Annotated in this window: 21 protein-coding genes and 1 pseudogene; 21 read left to right on the top strand and 1 reads right to left on the bottom strand. The window is 39.8% G+C overall.

The genetic code is table 11. The features are described 5' to 3' along the window. The 14 genes and pseudogenes from JOD21_RS18805 to JOD21_RS18740 all read left to right on the top strand — a co-directional run. Window positions 1-738: pseudogene (locus tag JOD21_RS18805) on the top strand (hypothetical protein); the annotation flags it as partial. Further along, window positions 735-1,517 (top strand): hypothetical protein, encoded by a 783-nt coding sequence (locus tag JOD21_RS18800; protein WP_204731028.1) that lies wholly within the window; start codon window positions 735-737, stop codon window positions 1,515-1,517. The pseudogene JOD21_RS18805 and the gene JOD21_RS18800, both read left to right, overlap by 4 nt. After that, the gene (locus JOD21_RS18795; RefSeq protein WP_204731027.1) at window positions 1,514-1,774 is read left to right on the top strand and encodes a hypothetical protein; all 261 of its coding nucleotides are present in this window, start codon (window positions 1,514-1,516) and stop codon (window positions 1,772-1,774) included. The genes JOD21_RS18800 and JOD21_RS18795 overlap by 4 nt, the downstream gene beginning before the upstream one ends. A 1-nt stretch (window position 1,775) precedes the next feature. Further along, on the top strand, window positions 1,776-2,045 hold the full coding sequence (locus JOD21_RS18790; RefSeq protein WP_204731026.1) for a hypothetical protein: 270 nt from the start codon (window positions 1,776-1,778) through the stop codon (window positions 2,043-2,045). Window positions 2,046-2,058: 13 nt separating this feature from the next. Beyond that, window positions 2,059-2,247, top strand: coding sequence for an XtrA/YqaO family protein (locus JOD21_RS18785; protein ID WP_204731025.1), 189 nt, complete (start codon window positions 2,059-2,061; stop codon window positions 2,245-2,247). Between the two features lie 14 nt (window positions 2,248-2,261). Then, a complete protein-coding gene (locus JOD21_RS18780) occupies window positions 2,262-2,417 on the top strand; it encodes a hypothetical protein (protein ID WP_204731024.1) in 156 nt (51 codons plus the stop codon). 94 nt (window positions 2,418-2,511) lie between these two features. Beyond that, window positions 2,512-2,685 carry a hypothetical protein gene (locus tag JOD21_RS18775; protein ID WP_204731023.1) on the top strand — a complete coding sequence of 58 codons (174 nt, stop codon included), beginning with the start codon at window positions 2,512-2,514 and terminating at the stop codon, window positions 2,683-2,685. Between the two features lie 1,224 nt (window positions 2,686-3,909). Continuing rightward, window positions 3,910-4,410: a MerR family transcriptional regulator gene (locus tag JOD21_RS18770; protein ID WP_204731022.1), complete on the top strand. Its 501-nt coding sequence runs from the start codon at window positions 3,910-3,912 to the stop codon at window positions 4,408-4,410. A 102-nt stretch (window positions 4,411-4,512) separates the two neighbouring features. Next, window positions 4,513-4,974, top strand: a complete 462-nt coding sequence (locus JOD21_RS18765) for a hypothetical protein (RefSeq protein WP_204731021.1) — start codon at window positions 4,513-4,515, stop codon at window positions 4,972-4,974. A gap of 12 nt (window positions 4,975-4,986) precedes the next feature. After that, entirely contained in the window at window positions 4,987-5,334 is a 348-nt protein-coding gene (locus JOD21_RS18760; RefSeq protein ID WP_204731020.1) for a helix-turn-helix transcriptional regulator, read from the top strand. Window positions 5,335-5,401: 67 nt separating this feature from the next. Next, the gene (locus JOD21_RS18755) at window positions 5,402-5,698 is read left to right on the top strand and encodes a hypothetical protein (protein WP_204731019.1); all 297 of its coding nucleotides are present in this window, start codon (window positions 5,402-5,404) and stop codon (window positions 5,696-5,698) included. Between the two features lie 194 nt (window positions 5,699-5,892). Beyond that, complete coding sequence (locus JOD21_RS18750; RefSeq protein WP_204731018.1) at window positions 5,893-6,468, top strand: recombinase family protein; 576 nt, start codon at window positions 5,893-5,895, stop codon at window positions 6,466-6,468. Between the two features lie 2 nt (window positions 6,469-6,470). Continuing rightward, window positions 6,471-6,656, top strand: coding sequence for a hypothetical protein (locus JOD21_RS18745; RefSeq protein WP_204731017.1), 186 nt, complete (start codon window positions 6,471-6,473; stop codon window positions 6,654-6,656). 18 nt (window positions 6,657-6,674) lie between these two features. Next, on the top strand, window positions 6,675-6,899 hold the full coding sequence (locus JOD21_RS18740) for a hypothetical protein (protein WP_204731016.1): 225 nt from the start codon (window positions 6,675-6,677) through the stop codon (window positions 6,897-6,899). A gap of 525 nt (window positions 6,900-7,424) precedes the next feature. Here the strand turns inward: JOD21_RS18740 and JOD21_RS18735 are convergent. After that, on the bottom strand, window positions 7,425-7,643 hold the full coding sequence (locus JOD21_RS18735) for a helix-turn-helix domain-containing protein (protein WP_239581700.1): 219 nt from the start codon (window positions 7,641-7,643) through the stop codon (window positions 7,425-7,427). 183 nt (window positions 7,644-7,826) lie between these two features. On the opposite strand from JOD21_RS18735, the gene JOD21_RS18730 reads away from it, so the two are divergent. The 7 genes from JOD21_RS18730 to JOD21_RS18700 all read left to right on the top strand — a co-directional run. Next, window positions 7,827-8,027: a hypothetical protein gene (locus JOD21_RS18730; protein WP_204731015.1), complete on the top strand. Its 201-nt coding sequence runs from the start codon at window positions 7,827-7,829 to the stop codon at window positions 8,025-8,027. Between the two features lie 20 nt (window positions 8,028-8,047). Further along, window positions 8,048-8,413, top strand: a complete 366-nt coding sequence (locus JOD21_RS18725; protein WP_204731014.1) for a hypothetical protein — start codon at window positions 8,048-8,050, stop codon at window positions 8,411-8,413. Beyond that, complete coding sequence (locus tag JOD21_RS18720; protein ID WP_204731013.1) at window positions 8,410-8,688, top strand: hypothetical protein; 279 nt, start codon at window positions 8,410-8,412, stop codon at window positions 8,686-8,688. Before JOD21_RS18725 ends, JOD21_RS18720 begins: the two co-directional genes overlap by 4 nt. Window positions 8,689-9,334: 646 nt before the next feature. Next, window positions 9,335-10,882: a helix-turn-helix domain-containing protein gene (locus tag JOD21_RS18715; protein WP_204731012.1), complete on the top strand. Its 1,548-nt coding sequence runs from the start codon at window positions 9,335-9,337 to the stop codon at window positions 10,880-10,882. A gap of 400 nt (window positions 10,883-11,282) precedes the next feature. Beyond that, window positions 11,283-11,456: a hypothetical protein gene (locus JOD21_RS18710; protein WP_204731011.1), complete on the top strand. Its 174-nt coding sequence runs from the start codon at window positions 11,283-11,285 to the stop codon at window positions 11,454-11,456. A 116-nt stretch (window positions 11,457-11,572) separates the two neighbouring features. After that, window positions 11,573-11,956: a hypothetical protein gene (locus JOD21_RS18705; RefSeq protein WP_204731010.1), complete on the top strand. Its 384-nt coding sequence runs from the start codon at window positions 11,573-11,575 to the stop codon at window positions 11,954-11,956. Between the two features lie 362 nt (window positions 11,957-12,318). Then, a partial coding sequence (locus JOD21_RS18700; RefSeq protein ID WP_204731009.1) for a phage tail tape measure protein occupies window positions 12,319-14,528 on the top strand: 2,210 nt, incomplete at its 3' end.

Here is a 14,528-nt window from a genome sequence, read left to right as displayed (position 1 = left end):
CAACAAGGGCTTACAGCAGAGAAAGGTAATGAGTTACAAGTCCTTGATGAAGCGCTTGAATCCACTCGTGCCAAAAGACAAGCCTTAGAAGAAGAAACGCCGGTAAACCAACGCAATACGGAAGCTTATCAAGCGCAAGTAGCTGAGTTAGATTCACAAATCGCAAGCCTAATTACAGCAAAAGGTCAAATAATCGACATTCAAGGATATGCCGATTTACTAACTGGTTCTTATGACGAACAAGTTGCCAATATAGACGGAGCTATCCGGGGATTAAAAGGTGAGAGAACGGAGCTTTATCAGAATACGTCCGCAGCCGATAAGAAGAAACAACAATATTTAGATGCGGTAGCGGCACTTGACCAGCAGATTAGTGAACTCTCTACGATACGTAGTCAGATTAGCGGGGCTGAATCTGATGCAGCCGCATTAAACGCAGAGCTTGGAAGAGATATCAGTAAAAGATTAACGATTATCACCAGTCAATCCGGTGGTACTGACTTAAACGCAGGCAACCGGCGACTCGCTTATCATTCAGGTGGAGTTGTTGGAAAAGATGGACAGGCTCTTAGGGGAGTTAATAGGCAAACAATCCCAAACAGACACCAGGGCGGAACTTTGCAAGATTTGAAAGCGAGTCCGATCGGGCTTGGGGATGAAAACGCCAAAGTTCAGGCTCAGAAGACAATGAGTATGTTCCGACAAGCTATTGAAAGGCCTCGAGAGTCTGCAGTATGACATTGATACTGAACTATACGTTTAGTCCATATTTTGCGATTGTTTCTTCTGACAAAAGGGTTGTAGAGGTTAACGCAGATGCTCTTTCTGATGGGGGTCTGTACGATCCTCGCAAATTAGGAGAGAACGACTTGTCGGTGGTTCATGAAAAGCAGGACAAAAGTTTTCAGTTGAACGAAAAGCTTCTAATTGCTGCAGGAGGAGTTTCGCAGGTATCAACGTATTTAGTTGAAAAACTAAAAGATGCAATCAGACCTTTTCATGATCTCGGTATGTGTAAGGAAATTCTTGGCATCGTTGTACATGAAGCTCAAGATGATCCTGAACTGGGTTCATTTAGTAAGTATTTGGAGGTTAAAAACAGCGTTAGCCTCTTTATAACAGGGTTTTATATGGATGGTCACATAGGTACTTTGAAGTTCAGTTCCGGACAAGAAATAGAAGAGACTAAATGCCATCCTGGAAGCTATTATGCGACATCCATCCTCCCTTTAGAAGCCTATTCTGATGAAGATCAAACAGAAATGTTAACCATTGAGGATTTTCCGCAAGGGGTAGGAAAAGATGCGATAAAGGATCTGGCGTTTGAAAAAGTCATTGAAAGAGTAAGCTTTTTACACAGTTTGATCTCTTACACTCAATCAGTGTCAGTATCGCCAGATTACGTAATACGCGTGATTTTGCATGATTTGGATGGTTATCACTATGAAGAATTTGAAATTGATTCTACGGCAGCACATGAACAATTTCGATTGATAAAAGAGGAGGAAGGAACATGATCGATCCAACAAAAAGAAAAGATAATTTAGAGGAAATGAAGCGACTGGCTCGCCAGCATAATGATGATCCTGCAGGAGCGGTAAACCCTTGGTCTTCTCAAAGTCGAGAAGCGGTTAACAGAGAAAAATTCAAGAAAGATCTGGCTGAAGCTGAAGCTACAGGTGATCCATGGAATGTACAAAAAGTTAGAAATGCAGAATTGAGAAGAAGAGAAGAACTCGCAAAAATGAATGCACCAAAATTCGGAGGTAATTAATATGACGACTAAACAAAATCTTGTTGAACTTAGAGTTCTTGGAGTAATTAAGCATGATGAAAAATGGTACAGAACTAACGATTTGCTAAAAGCAAATGAAGCAGATGCTAAACGTCTTATCGATTTGGGTGTAGCACGACCGGTCGCAGAAGTAGATCCAACTGAAATCATTGCACGTCTACAAGAGAATCTTAAAAAATCAGAAGAGCAGCGGGAAAAAGCACAGGCAGATGCAGTACACTTCCGAAATAAAACCGGAAATGCCCTTTAGAAAGGAGCCAACCATGCAGACGTTGAACGGTAATCTCAAAGAATTGTTAGTTGATAACCTGCAGGAGCTGGAGCATTCGGTTATTGTGATCAGCGGAGGGAAGATCAAAGTGAAGAAACTTCCTTCTCATGGCAAATTCCATGTCATCTCACATGACAATAAAGTGAGACATTTACAAATAGAAACGGGTTATGAATTCTGAAAGGAGTGTTTTAGATGCCGATCAAATGTGCTTTTAGAACATTGAGTGAAGAGTTCTCTGACCAGGAGCGACACGTGAGGGAGAAACAGCTGCTGAGTGAAAATAACCTTACTGATATGCAGGAAGAATTTAAGCGTTATAAAGCAAAATTTAAAAAGCGATTCCGGTAATGCGCAAAAGGTCAATTTGACCTTTTGGAGCGTTATGCGCTTGATTTAAAAGGGCTGCGTCAAATTGACGCAACCCGGAAAGGGAGGGTCGCCTTTGCCAATTCGTGAAACTATAAATCCAGTTAATCATAAAAAGCCGGGTGAAGATATTTCGGAAGAAGCGGTTTCCCTGGCATTAAATATCTGGAATGAAATGTTGTCTGAAGACGGAAAGATTTCTGATGAGTCTGTCCAGGGTGTTGCTGATTGGATCCGGAAGAAGGAATAATATAACCAACCTTTTAAAAGCTGCTGAAATACAGGCGGCTTTTTTAATTGTGTTGTAGTGCTTAAAAAGACGGTCTATGTTCAATATAGGGCGATCTAAGTTGAACTTAGGGCGTTCATTTTGAGGGGTGCGTCACTTTTGTAACACCCTTCTTGTTAAACCCTCCGATTTTCTGAGAGTTGTACCGCACATAACAAGTATTATGTGCGGTTAAGCGGAGAGCGTTGGAAAAGATTCATTGTAGTTTATACTCCGTTTACTTATTAAGAAATCCTAAGGTTTATTGCAGTACTAAAATCAAAATGATTTAGGTTCTCCAAAACAAACAATAGTTGAATTACAAAACAACTCAAGTAGTGCTTTAACTGCGTTCTCAATACTATTTTGGCACCTGTTCACTTAGTCTGAAAGCTTAGACTCACGCGAATGAAAGGGTGCAGAAAACGATATAAGGGTGCACGAAAACGTTACTTTACCAAACGGAACAGCATAAAGGAACGTTCCTTTATTTTTTCAAAAGGCGCACTTATACACTCTGTCAAAATCCAGAGTTTTCAAGCGCTGAAACGGTGTTTCCGTCAAGCGTGTTGTTAAAATTCGTACGGAGTACTCATGTGGAAATGAATGTAGTACTCCAAACGTTTTTTCGTAGTACTACAATCAAAATGATTCAGGTCCAACACGCCAGTGTTATTTACATATGCCTGCACTCCACACCCGGAATTCTATCGGGTGTATAGGTGGGCACTCGTGATTTTGACGATGGGGTAGTTTCAACACACCCCATCTTTTTTAGTCACGCTTGCTAAGAAATGCTAAGGTTTTAAAACGGACAAATCTAACCCTTCTATAACGCCTCTTCAATGCTCTTGAAACCCAATAAAATCCAATCTGTATTATTTTTTTGATGAATAAACTTGCTGTTCAAAGTACCTTTTTTTGCAGCAACTTTTTTAATGAATTATCATGCATCTCAGGTATAGTAAGTTGCGTTTATTAAAAAAATCAAAAAGCTTTTGCACCAGTCATTCAAGTCATGATTTCGATAGTTAACGGCAACTAACGGAAAAAGTACAGATTACTCTTAGTAGGACTACTAACGAAAAAGAGCATTAAATTGTGCTATTAAGTGGACCTGTAAAACTGAGCGATCAGCTAATAGGTTTGTTAAATGGACCTCGTAAGATTAAAATGGTTTTAAAAGCATAACGGGGGAATAACGCAGTGGAAACTTACTACAGTCCATCTGATGCAGCTGCACAACTGAAGATCAAGCCGCCTACGATCCGGAAATACTCGTTAATGATGGAAGAGGCCGGCTACACTTTCCATCGTGACGAAACCGGAAAAAGATACTATCGTGATAAAGACGTTATGATGATTAGGAAGATCATAACAGGTAAGAATAACGCACCTGATCTAACGCTCAAGCAATTGGTGCATAGTGTTGTAGGAGCTACTAAAAACACCGATATAACGGTAAGTGATACAAAAGAAGACCAAGGAGCACAACGTTACATAGACGATATGATCACCTTGATTAAGAAGCAGAACAGCGAACTGGTACAGGTGGGAGAAGTAAAAACTCTCCTGGAGACTCAAAACAATCAGATCGGTGAGATTGTGGAGCTTCTCAAGCAGCAGCAGGAAGAAATTAATCAACTGAATGAAAAAATTAATCAAAAGCAAGAAGGGTTCTTCTCAAATTTTTTCAAAAAGAAATGACAGTAATACATAATTTTTTTAAAAGGGGGGAATATATTGTATAGAATATAAATTGTTGCAACAAACTGTTACAACTGATATATTCTATACAATATAATTTTTATGACAACGATTGTTTATTTGAAAGAGAATGGCGCCAGTCAAGTGATCGGCGAAATTCAAAATGTCGCTGCTCTTGGTGTTCAAGGGGATCCGGATGCACAAGAGATGGCTAAAATTATTGCTGAAGGTTTAAATTTCCTTGAAGAGAATGGTATTCCTGAAAATCGTGAATTGATTTTTGTGAGAGAGGAATCTGCCAGTGGACACTTGCGCACCTACAAATTGATCAAGGATATGAAGTACACAAAAAATCCCGTTGCTGAATTTAGGGTTAATCGCTCTACTCCAGGAGCATTTCGAGTTTTCTTCTTTGAATCAAATTATCACGGAGAGGACATTATAGTTATGTGCCGGGCAGCACTTAAACAAGGTGTCAGCAATAATGCGGCCACTCGTCAAGCGATTAAAGATACGGATCAACTGTATGATTTATTCCATCAGGATCCGGACAAATACCTGTAAGGGGTGACTGATATGAAAAACTTAAAAGAGCTGAGAAAAGATCACGAGAATGTTATGGATATGCTTAATCAAGTTCCTGGTGTTAAAGAGCACTTGTCCAGTATGGAAGTGATTATGGCCAATAAAATTATTAAACGTAGAATCCAATTAGGTCTTACTCAGAATGATCTTGTAAAACTCATTAGAGAAAATGGATCTTCTATCACTCAGGCAACCATTTCGAAGGTTGAAAGTGGTAGCAGTAACATTGGTAGCGAAACTTATACGAAGATTATTAACGCATTAGGCGGCATTGAAGATATGGAAATTCAATTTGGTGATTCACCCAAAAGTGATCATCGAGAATTAGCACACGCATAAAAGAGTAGTCCTATTCAGGGCTGCTCTTTTTTGTTGCAAAAATCCTAAAAGCAAAGGAGTGTTTACCATGAGGGTCACCTTAGACGAACTGGAAGCTATGGTTTTGCATGAGCATCTAAAAGAAATGTTTCAACGGGCCTATGAAGATGGTGTTGAAGAAGGCAAAAGAATATCTAACCTTCCTCAATTGTTAACTAATACTGATTTAAGGGGAATTTTTCAGGTCACGAATGCAACTTTACATAAAATCACTCGAAGGCCTGACTTTCCAAAATTTCAGTATATCCAAGCGCGCTATCCGAGAGATCCGGTGCTGAAGTGGATTGAGGAGCATTCAACAACTTTTCACAAGAGAGAATGGTGAAGTCTAAAAGTTAGCGGAAAGTTAAAAATAAATTTAGTTTTTTTAGGCTATAAAAAAGAGCTCTGATACCTGTCTACAAAACGATCATTTAACGGACAGAATAATTCTCAAAAAGTTCTTCACTTTCTTCACTTGTAATTTGTCCATAAACTCGTCTATACTTAAATTACATAAAACGTATGGAGGTGGACAAAATGATAATTGGCTATATTCGAGTATCAACAGAAGATCAGTCGCTTCATGCTCAGGAAGACGCAATTATTAAATATGCTCAGGAGCAGGGAGAGCCTTACGAGATTTACGCAGAGAAGATGAGCAGCGGGAAAAACCGCCTGGAACTTACTAACGCACTGAAAGCAGTGCAGTCGGGCAATAAGTTTGTAGTGTATAAGTTGGATCGGTTAGCGAGATCAACGAAGCAACTATACGAGATCGCAGAGATGTTAAAGGATAAAGGCGTAGAATTTGTAAGCATACAAGACAAGATCGATACGACAACAGCAGCAGGAGAAGCCATGTTCGGGATGCTTTCAGTATTTGCACAGTTCGAGAGATCGCTGATCCAGGAGCGGACAAAAGCCGGATTGGAAGCGGCACGCAGGCGGGGCAAAGTAGGTGGCAGACCAACTTTGAGTAGAAACACAAAAGGCTCTATCATCACTTTGTTTAATCAAGGTCATAGCGCTTCAGATATTGCTAAAGAATACGGGATCGGCAGAAGTACAGTCTATAAAGTCATAAAAGAATACGAAATCGGACAGGAGGGTTAAAGATGGATTATGTAATCCAGTGTGCTGATAAATATTATGTTGGTGGTGATAGCAGCCGTGCAAGGTTTGGGAGTTGGAATGAAGCGGCTTTATATAGTTATGCAGAGGCGACAGAAACCATTGAGACTTTGAGAAAAGAAGGTTATCAGTGTGTACGAGTTAACTGGGATTTAATAAAAGGATACTGATCCAGGGAGGAAACGAAAATGGAAAGTAAGTTACCAGTCTTAAAACAGCTTACAGATAATGAATACCGGGTTTTGAAGAAGGCACATGCGAAGCATAACGGATCGTTGGGCGCTGCAGAGCGTGAGAAATACAGCTTGAACAACATTGTGAAGGTCGAATTCAATAAAGCTGATAACTGCTTGAACGTGCATTATGATGATGGCAATTGGTGGCACTATTGCCCAAATGGTTCTTGGTATTAATAAGCTTTAAAAGTGAGGTTTTTTGCTTTGAATTAATATTACATTTTCATTACAAAATGTGTGAAACGACGAATTTTATTGTACTTTTGTGTACTTTCCTTCACTTTTAGGAAATAAATGTTGCGTATTAACGACATCACTAAGGGTGCAATAATTTTGGTAGGTCGGGTTCTGTGAATTTCGTGTTAAAATTGATTTAACAGAAAAGAGATGACCAAAGTTAATTGATCATCTCTCTTGTTTTTCAAGTCTGGCCGGACTTGAAATTATATTGTGCTTTTCACACTCTTAGTTATATTATGTCCTATTTTGCGCGATATGTGAACAAGTAGAGAAACATTCATTACTTTAGGTCCTCTCTTTGTGTTTAAGAGAGGAGGCTCTATATGGACTTAGAAATCACTTTTAAATTGAACGTGAGCTTTAAGTGGAAGGCAGTATTCATGCTACTCCAGTCCATAGCGATTGCACTCAATTTTATTTACCTCTAAAACAATTAGACGCTGCGAGATCCGCAGCGTCTTTTTATTTTTCTTCTGTCTTTATATGAGTCATTAGATCACCTGGCTGGCAGTCCAAAGCTGAGCAGATTCGATCTATTACATCAACATCCACTCTTTTCAACTCTCCCTTATACAATCCGTACAGTGTATTTTTGTTTACACCACTTAACTGGTGCAATTGCGGTACTTTCATATTGCTTCTTTCAAACATAACTCTGTCTAAATGGAATTGAACTGCCATGGAGATCCTCCTTAAGAATAATCCTTTGTTATTAATTCTATTGATAACTCTGTTCAAAATCAATACATTATATGAATTTATACAACTTAGTGTTGACAAAAACTGACCTTGTTATACAATGAAGTCAATACAAAGTACAATTTAGGTTGTATTTTGTCTAATGTATATGAAAGGAGGATTGAAATGGATGAGGAGGTCTTCACGGAGTTAGTGCTGCGTTTAGCACAGGAACATAAACTGATTCCTTACCTGGAAAGAGTGACAAAGATACAGAGCATTAAAGCTTTACTTGATTCCTGCGCAGGACCTGGAGAGATAGAAGCTAAAACGCAAGAAATTATACTGATCGCATACAACCGGCTGCAGTTAAAAGCAGTCAAATAAAACTTAGGAGGAAAAGTTAAATGAGAAAAATTCAATATGATGATGTAGCGTACGAGCAAGGATATAAAGACGCAATGGAGCACCACAAAAAGTTAGAGCGTTTAAAGGCAGCTGCTTTAAAAACATCACCTGAAGTGTTGGCCGAAAGAGAATATAATCGCTTAGAGAATCGTTTTATGAATGAAGATGATGAAGGCATTCTGTTTATGAATAGCGTGGTTGAAAGTCAGGATTTTGATGAACTGATGGAGAGCTTGAACATTCGCTTAGAAGATGCTGAGAGCATTGAATCAATTGTGACCAAGTGGGTTGTAGCGGTTTCTAAAGAAGCATTTTCTGCAGGTTATGTTGCAGGTCACAAACGTCAGCAAGGAGCGTTTAAGTGATTAGTAGCAACACAGGAATAAAAATCATAAGCACACATAAGCAGGGATGCTTCCACAAAGCGTATTTGGTTGCTGTACATGAAGGCGAGGCGATTGAAAGGCCTGTACCGATCGCGGCTAATAATGCTGAAGAACTTGAGAGAATGAAAGAGAGAAATGAGATCATCACTCCATGGCTTGAACCTGGAGCGGTTCATGAAATGTTTCCAGGAAGAGAATATTCGTTCTTGCTGGTAGGAGAAGAAAACAGGGCGAGAGAACAAAAAGATCAATGACTGATCACACAACAGGGGCGTTGCACCGCCTCTGTTTTTTCGCTCTCTCAGTGATATTTTATCACGTTACAAACATATGTACGTATATTTTGAATGAAAAGTTTCGTTTTAAAAAATTTTTTAACATTCTTTTTTGGTATGTGGCGGTATGTGACGGTATGTTTTTTCTTGTTTTTTGGAAAATACAAGAAAAATATGTTCATCTGAGTTCATCTACGACCGTTTTTAAAAATTCGTCAAAACAATTCAGAATAGAGCGGCATTGCGTCAATTACTATCAGACTATATAATATATTAAAGAATAAATAAAAAGAGAAGAACATAAAAAAGAAGCCCAACACTCACCGTCCAAAGTTCGTGTTAAGCTTCTCGCTTGTAGTCTCTATCCAGACTGCTACCACACCATAAGTGTAGTTATTTATAGATACATTATGCTACATTTTGTGTTTTTAGTAAAGTAGTAACTTGCTAATTTCACGCAAGTACTCTGTCTATTGCAGCTATTTCATGCGAGAAAATTAATATGCCTACCAGACAACTGGCGGCACGAGTGAAGGCTATTAGCCTTTCATTTGTGTCGCCTTTTTTATTGTCTGAAGCAGGACAATAAAAAGGGCGGCAATCCCACAGGAAGGAGGTGCACTAATTGATCAGAACTTCAAAGCTATCAGCTGAGCAGCAAAGAGAATCATTCTTTACAGCTTTGTTCAGCCACTCGGATAAATTCATTGAGATCCGGGAGATTGATAAAGAAAAACGTTTGGTGTCCAGGCAATTCTTGAGTTACTCAGAGGCTATCAGCTTCGTTCCCTCACAAGACAATAACGTTTATGCCGGAATCTTTGAAAGAAGGGGCCGACATAGCGGTTCAAAAAAAGAGTGCTTGAGAACTAAAGCACTTTGGGCGGACTTTGATGACATGCTGTATGAAGAGGCTTTATACAGAATTGAAATGGCCAAGATCCCTTATCCATCAATGCTTATCAACAGCGGCAATGGAGTTCATGCCTATTGGATATTAGATAAGCCGGCGGGCCATGAGGTCCAGGAAGTACTTAGGTCTCTCAGCGAAAGAATCGGAGCGGATCTAAAAGCTACGGATATTCCAAGAATCTTAAGAGTTCCTGGAACCAAAAATGTTAAAAGTGAAACGCTTGATTGCACATTTGTACAGCCGGACAACGGTCTCAGGTTCGATTTGAGGACCTTTGCGGACAGACTGAAGGTAAACCTATCATCAGTATCCAAAAAGCCAAAAGAAGCTATCGAGAGCCTTCTGAAGATTAAATACAACGGTCTTCATAATATGGCATCCGGCGTAAAAAAGGGAGAGCGCAATTTCTGCACTGGCAGAATAACTCAAACGCTTAAGCGGCTTGGCTATTCAAAGCAGGAAGTGCAAGAAGTCTTGATCCAGTGGAATCGTTTAAACAGTCCTGAAAAGCCACTTCCTGAGCTTAAGCAGGAGGTCCAGTCATTTTGGACAGAGCAATACCAGTACGCCGGACAAAACTTTTCAGACGCCAGGCTCCAGGAGATTAATGAGCGGTTCATTGATTCAGAAACTGAATTCTTTGTCGTTGATGAACATGAATGTTTTCACTACGACAACGAACTACTCGGATCTGTTTTCCCTAAAGTGAGTGGCCTCACATTTGCTGTATTAGCGATTATAAAGCTCTCTGAGGATAAAGGTATCACTTTAAAAGAAATCGCTAAGATTTGCAGGAGAGACACCTTAGACCGGACGTTGCGTGAATCAATTTCTTTTTTAGTCAAACAGAAACACGTTTCTAAAAAAGAACGTAAAGGGAAGGCAACGATCTACTTCTTTTCGGAAAAGCCTTTTTCTCACAAGCGGGGTTTCACATCTGTTAATAAGCTTCTTCATAAGCTTTTCATTTCAGAAGTTGATGCTCGTGCAGCTGACAAAGAACTGAACCAGTTTAAAAAGGTACGGGAAGACAGACAAGCTTATAACCGGTTGAATGAATTGCGCTACAAGCTACTGATCTTACTTGAAAATTACGCATACAACAGCAAAAGAGAATGCTTTCCAAGTGACTTCACTTTAGCAGAACGGATGCAGGTTACACCTAAGACGATTAAAAATAATCTCAGGTGGCTGGAAGCTAACCAGTACTTATTAACCGAAAAGCGTGAGGGAAAACGCTACATCAAACTCTTGTACTAATGATTTTTTGAAACTCAATCGTACCAAGGGTTTGAGGCACTACCCCTTGTAAATGCTTCCGTTATATAAAGTCCCAATAATCCAGTTATACCAAGGGTTTAAAAGTCTACCCCTTGTAGATGCTTCCACTATAAGAACTAATGTATTAGAGGGGCTTGTTATGTTTTCGAGGAGGCGGTCTATTCTTTAAAGGGGGTGATCTTAGTAATGAGTTCTGTTCATAGAAGGGCGTTCCACCGGAAGAAGTCTTGGAGAACATCTCCTTGGGCTATTGTCCGGAAAGGTACTGTTTTGCAAAGAGGGTTAAAGCGTAGTGCTTCTTCTTCTATCTCTGGTTATCGAGGTAGTTTAGTACAGCGTATCAGATTAATGTGATGGTCTTCACGGGGGAGGTGGTGAAATGTCTGTGAGTAAAAAGACTTTAGCAAGACGTAAGTATCAGCAGCAGTGGCGTGACCGTAATAGGGAGCGTGTCCGTGCTTATAGTGCTACCTGGAGAGCTGAGAATCCAGATAAGGTCAAGCAGTATCAAGATCGCTACTGGGCTAAACAAGGAGAATTATTGGAAAAATAGTTTGAGTTCACAGGGTGCCAGTGCTCATTCTTAAAAATGCTACAAATGTTGATAAGACAACGTTTGTGAGGTGTGCCAAGCTATGCCAAGTCTGAATTGTACAAGAGGTGATTATGTTGGAAGAGGCAATCGAAGAATTTAAAACGCCGATGAAGGAGCTGCCACTCGATCATCGACGCGTAGTTGATTTCTTGCGTGAGGGCAAAGAAAATACAACTACCTCAAAGTATATTGCACAGCTTACAGGATTTACAACAGTCAGAGTGAGATCGATCATTCGTGATCTGATTGTAAAGTATGGTTATGTAATTGGAGCCAGTAACGAGGTGGATTCGCAGGGGTACTACATTCCTGTCACTGCAGAAGAAGAGTTGAGATGCATTCATAATCTTAGATCTCGTAGGGTAGAAATCACAAAACGAGAAAAGGCTTTGATCACAAATATCTCGGCCCGTTATGGAGATGACGGCGTGACTGCTATAGAGGATTCTGATTTATAAATTTAGTATATCCCCGTCCAGAAGGGGCTGCTGATAAGGAAGATGCATAATCTCCGAAAAATCTTATAAAAATACACAATTAATATATACGATATTTTGTATTTAAATACGAATCAACTTCCGTATTTCTGCATTATGTAAACTAAATATGCTAATTGAACGTTGCTGTTAAAGCATTTACGAATAATGCAATCTGAAAGTGTTATTCATCTTTTTATACATTGTTGATTTGAAGCGTTTTCTGAAGCGATATATCCAAGAACGAAAAGAAGAAAATGAATAAACAAGAGCACGCTTGAAGATTGTTTTTATTCACTTAAAAATGCATAAACTCAACCTTTTTTAGTAATAGGAGGCGAGTTATGACTAAAAGTCTTGGTGATCTTAGAGGTCGTATTATCTTAGACAGTAAAAACTTCAAAGACAAGATGAACGATGCCAGAAAAGAAATGGATAAGACCCGTGTTTCAAGTAAAAATCTTAATCGTGATTTCGGTGCAATACAAACTGCATCATTAGGCGTAGGAGCAGCTGTTGTAGCTGGAATTGGTGCGTCTGTGCAAGTTGCAAGAAATTTTGAACAGGCGATGGCCCGGGTTAAAGCTATATCAGGTGCTACTGATACTGAATTTAAGAAGTTAGAAGCTACTGCTCGTGAATTAGGTGCCACGACTCAATACAGCGCTTCTGAAGCAGCAGAAGGTATGAGTTACCTTGCAATGGCCGGGTTTGATGTGAATGAAACTATTGCGGCTATGCCTGGTGTTTTAAACCTTGCAGCAGCATCTCAAGAATCACTTGGTGTTTCAGCTGATATCGTATCAAATATCCTTTCTGGATTTGGTATGAACGCTACAGAATCTGGCGATGCAGTTGATGTCTTAGTTAAAGCAATGAGTACTGCTAATACCGATCTGCCGATGCTTGGCGACGCAATGAAATATGTGGCTCCAGTTGCTGCTTCTCTCGGTTTAAGTATCGAAGAAACTGCGGCCGCCGTAGGAAAGATGTCTGACGCCGGAATTCAGGGTTCACAAGCAGGTACTTCTTTACGTGCTATGTTACTGGCACTTGCTAATCCAGTTGGTCAGACAGAAAAAGCTTTTGAAGCTCTTGATATCTCTGTGCAAAATGCAGATGGCTCTATGAAACCAATCCCAGAGCTTGTCGGTCATATTGCCGGCAAACTCGAGGGTATGGGTGATGCTCAAAAGACAGCGACTGCAGCGCAATTGGTAGGCACTGAAGCGGCATCAGGTTTTCTTGCCTTGCTTGAAGTCGGAGAAGATGGTCTTTCTGACTATACTGCTGAACTTGAAAAAGCTGGAGGAACAGCTGAGCGTGTAGCAGAAACTCAGATGGATACATTGAATGGTTCCTTTAAAGAATTTCAATCGGCGCTTGAAGAAGTGGGAATTAAAGTCGGTAATGATTTCCTGCCAGTCTTCAGAGATATTGTGGATGAAGGCGCAGACGTTGTCCGATGGTTAGGTGAAGTTGATAGTAAGACAATTAAAATGGGTGTCGCTTTTGTCGGGATAACTGCAGCTGTAGCTGCTACATTGGCAACTATCGGAAAGTTGTCTGTAGCCCTGGTTGGACTATCAATGACACCTATCGGAGGGGCAATTGTTGCATTCTCCTTACTTGCTGGAGGTTTAGCAGCACTAAATATCAAAAAAGGCGATTCGATTATTCTTACTGACAAGGAAAAGGAAGTTAATCTTGATCTCGCTAACTCAATGATTGAAACATCCGAAAAAATTGATGATATGACAGCGTCTTATGACGAATTGAATTCGAAAAGTAACCTTACCCGAGATGAATTCGGTCGCTTTATGGATATTCAGGATGAACTTAAAAAAGCAACGAGTGACAGCGCGATTGATGCATTGACTTCAGAGCAAGAAGAATTAATTGAAAAAAGCGGATTGTCGAATGAAGAATTAAGTAAAATGGTCGGCCTTAATAATGACTTAATCAAAGCTGTACCTGATGCTACTTATGAAATTACTGAACAAGGTAACCGTATTATAGATACCACCGATTCAATCAAAGACTATAATAAAGAACTTGAAAACGCTACGTTACGAGAGCTTGAGCGGCAGCGATTAATTGCTGAAGGTAACGAACGTGAAATTAAAGAGGAAATCTTGGCTTTAGAAAAAGAGCTGCAAGAAGGCCGGGAATTAGAGAAGCAATATGAAGAAGAGTTCGCTAATTTCGATGAGGCTGCACAAGAAAAGTTAGTGGATAAATTGGAACTGAGACTCCAAAACGAAGACCTAAGTGCCAGGGAAAGACAAAGCTTAGGGCATCAATTAGAAATGGAAGAAGAAAAGTTAAATAAGTACCGAGATCAGTATGTTTCTCAGATGGAAACTAATGATTTGAATAAAGAGAAGTTAGAAGATCTAAATACAGAACTTGGTCTGGCTGAAGAAATTACAAATCAGATGTTAGAGACCGTATTGACGCAACAAGGGCTTACAGCAGAGAAAGGTAATGAGTTACAAGTCCTTGATGAAGCGCTTGAATCCACTCGTGCCAAAAGACAAGCCTTAGAAGAAGA

The sequence above is a fragment of the Jeotgalibacillus terrae genome (assembly GCF_016908195.1).
Lineage (GTDB): Bacteria > Bacillota > Bacilli > Bacillales > Jeotgalibacillaceae > Jeotgalibacillus > Jeotgalibacillus terrae.
Note: the sequence above shows the minus strand (reverse complement) of the source record. Positions and strands in the feature narration are given on the sequence as shown.

Coding starts and splice junctions, on each gene's coding strand:
- JOD21_RS18730 (WP_204731015.1), top strand. CDS start 7,827: ATGGATGAGGAGGTCTTCACGGAGTTAGTGCTGCGTTTAGCACAGGAA.
- JOD21_RS18755 (WP_204731019.1), top strand. CDS start 5,402: ATGAGGGTCACCTTAGACGAACTGGAAGCTATGGTTTTGCATGAGCAT.
- JOD21_RS18780 (WP_204731024.1), top strand. CDS start 2,262: ATGCCGATCAAATGTGCTTTTAGAACATTGAGTGAAGAGTTCTCTGAC.
- JOD21_RS18760 (WP_204731020.1), top strand. CDS start 4,987: ATGAAAAACTTAAAAGAGCTGAGAAAAGATCACGAGAATGTTATGGAT.
- JOD21_RS18725 (WP_204731014.1), top strand. CDS start 8,048: ATGAGAAAAATTCAATATGATGATGTAGCGTACGAGCAAGGATATAAA.
- JOD21_RS18790 (WP_204731026.1), top strand. CDS start 1,776: ATGACGACTAAACAAAATCTTGTTGAACTTAGAGTTCTTGGAGTAATT.
- JOD21_RS18745 (WP_204731017.1), top strand. CDS start 6,471: ATGGATTATGTAATCCAGTGTGCTGATAAATATTATGTTGGTGGTGAT.
- JOD21_RS18785 (WP_204731025.1), top strand. CDS start 2,059: ATGCAGACGTTGAACGGTAATCTCAAAGAATTGTTAGTTGATAACCTG.
- JOD21_RS18710 (WP_204731011.1), top strand. CDS start 11,283: ATGTCTGTGAGTAAAAAGACTTTAGCAAGACGTAAGTATCAGCAGCAG.
- JOD21_RS18735 (WP_239581700.1), bottom strand. CDS start 7,643: ATGGCAGTTCAATTCCATTTAGACAGAGTTATGTTTGAAAGAAGCAAT.
- JOD21_RS18800 (WP_204731028.1), top strand. CDS start 735: ATGACATTGATACTGAACTATACGTTTAGTCCATATTTTGCGATTGTT.
- JOD21_RS18750 (WP_204731018.1), top strand. CDS start 5,893: ATGATAATTGGCTATATTCGAGTATCAACAGAAGATCAGTCGCTTCAT.
- JOD21_RS18795 (WP_204731027.1), top strand. CDS start 1,514: ATGATCGATCCAACAAAAAGAAAAGATAATTTAGAGGAAATGAAGCGA.
- JOD21_RS18765 (WP_204731021.1), top strand. CDS start 4,513: ATGACAACGATTGTTTATTTGAAAGAGAATGGCGCCAGTCAAGTGATC.
- JOD21_RS18740 (WP_204731016.1), top strand. CDS start 6,675: ATGGAAAGTAAGTTACCAGTCTTAAAACAGCTTACAGATAATGAATAC.